General features: G+C 59.3%; 1 protein-coding gene. It reads right to left on the bottom strand.

The features are described 5' to 3' along the window. Positions 1-212: 212 nt before the first annotated feature. A partial coding sequence (locus J1C49_RS21365) for a Hint domain-containing protein (RefSeq protein ID WP_227447839.1) occupies positions 213-2,486 on the bottom strand: 2,274 nt, incomplete at its 5' end.

Here is a 2,486-nt window from a genome sequence, read left to right as displayed (position 1 = left end):
TCGCTGAACCGTAATCTCTTCATTCTGTCCGTCTCCTTCGTTGGGACGGACTCTACCTCAAAATGGAGGAGGAAACGGGTCTCAGGTCAGCGGCTGTCGCCGCGGAGCGTGAATTTCCCAGATGAGGGCATTCAGGCTCTCGCTTTGATGAGGGGAGCGACAGCCTGCATTTCGAAGATCACCATGATCGGACGCCTCGAGTTCAATCAGCGTCAGACGCTTACAACTTGTTTTACCAAGGACTTCACGTTTTTCCGGGCTAAAAAAGCGCGTGCCGTTAGGCCATAGACCTTCTGCAACTCTTCTCGATCATCCTGCACGCCACAAAGTTCCGGAAATAGAGTAAACAATTCAACTCGAGACGAGTTATCCATCATCTTCAAAGCGATTGGGCCAGGGAAAAAGCTCTCGGAGGGGATGTTCTCGGCGAGGATGATCTCGTGTGCGTCGAACATGAGGTGGATGTAGGTCACTTCGGGTTTTCCGTTGGCGATGCGCGCACCTCTCATGCTTTCTGCAAGGTGCTTCGCGCGCACCAAGTTGTCCCCTTGCCGTCCCATAACCAATCCGTGCTGTGGTGAAACGAGCAGATCCCGTTCGCACCCCAGGACGCCGCGACGCAAAAGCACCGGGCGCATGTTTGGATTGGCGCGCAGCGCCTGTTGGTCCAATCGTCGCCGTCCGATCCAGCGAATGCGTTGCGGGCCATTATCAAGTGTTGTGACGAGGTCCCCGACCCGCAACTCCTCTATCAGGCAATCGCCACCAGGCGTGCGGATCGCGGTCCCCTCGGTGAAACAGACAACGCCGGTGTTTTCTTGGGTAAAGCTCGAATTGTCGCCGCTGGCGCCCTGCATCTCAATCGAACCGCCATCGAATGCGGCGTTGTCTGAATAATCGACGGCGCTGCCGCTTAGTTTGGTCGTGTTGGACTGGTTGAGAATGCCATCGTCGGCCTGGTCCGCGTGCAGCTCCCAGATATCGTCGTAGAAGGCCGAGAGATCGATGAAGTCGTTATTGGTATTGTCGCCATCGTCGAGCGAGCCGCTGTTGCCGAAATTGAAGTCGGTGATCGTGTCATTGCCGTCTCCGGGGGCGTAATTGAAGGTGTCGCTTCCGTCGCCACCGCTGAGGATGTCATCTCCCTCTCCGCCCTCGATCAGGTCGTCGCCTGCGCCGCCCTCAAGGCTGTCGTCGTCGGCACCACCATCCATCGTGTCATTGCCGTCGCCGCCCTCCAGCGTATCGTTGCCACCGGTGGCCACGATGCTGTCGTTTCCCGCGCCGCCGACGAGGCTGTCATCGCCGTCGGAGTTCATCAGCGTGTCGTTGCCCGCGCCGCCGATCAGCGTATCCTGTCCAAGACCGGTGGTCAGGACATCGTCGCCGTCCCCTCCATCGATGTAATCGTCCCCCGCACCGCCCGCGATGGTGTCGTCGCCAAGACCGCCGAGAAATGTGTCATTGTCAGAGCCACCGGACATGGAGTCATTGCCCGCACCGCCAGCGGCCCCGATGGCGGCATCGGCAGCGGTTCCATCAAAGCTGTCATCGTGGCCGGTCAATCGAATGAGTTCAATTTGTGAGAACTCGGCTGAATCAGCCCCATTGGTGATTGTGCCAGCCTCGCCACCGCTAAAAGTGACATCGACGCCGCTGGTAAGGTACTGAAGATCAATCAGGTCGGCATCAGCGCCGATTTCCCCTCCTGAAATCGTATTGTTAGGGCCAAAGGAATCCGCAATAACAATTGAGTCCGAACCTTCCCCACCATCAATGCTGTCGCTCCCGCCACCGACGTAAATCGTGTCGTTGCCAAGCCCGCCAAAGACCGTGTCGGTTCCAAGTTCAGCGTAGAGGATATCAGCGCCCTCGCCCCCGTCGAGGAAGTCGTCGCCAGTCGTCGCTGTCAGGATATCGTTGCCAGAGCCACCATCGATTACGTTGTCGCCCGCGCCCCCCTCCAGCAGGTCAGCGCCATCTCCCCCCGACAGCGTGTCGTTGCCCTGTTCGCCGCTGAGTGAGTCGGCCCCGTCACCGCCATCCAGAACGTCATCGCCAATGCCGCCGGACATCGTATCGTCGCCGCCGCCACCCAAAAGCGTGTCGGACCCTGCATCCCCGGCCAGATTGTCGTTGCCGTCTTCTCCGGCCAGGCTGTCGTTGCCTGTGCCACCCGTCAGTGTGTCATTGCCTGCGCCTGCTGCGACGCTTGTGCCGACAGCGTCGGCCGTTGCATCAAGTAAGTCGGCCTGTTCGGTCAGGGTCAGGCGTTCGGTTTCTGAAAAGCTGGCGGTGCTGGTGCCGTCTGTAATCGTCCCAGCTTCGTCGCCGGTAAATGTGACGGTGGCACCGACACTCACCGCGCTAAGGTCGACCAGGTCATTGTCAGCGCCGCCTTCACCTCCTGTGAGGGTATCGGTGCCGAACCCATCCTCTAGGACAAGTGTATCAGCGCCGTCTCCCCCGCTGACACTATCGTTGCC

Origin of the sequence: Cognatishimia sp. F0-27, assembly GCF_020667845.1 — a bacterium.
GTDB lineage: Bacteria > Pseudomonadota > Alphaproteobacteria > Rhodobacterales > Rhodobacteraceae > JAFMPQ01.
This window is presented reverse-complemented; position numbering and strand designations above follow the sequence as displayed.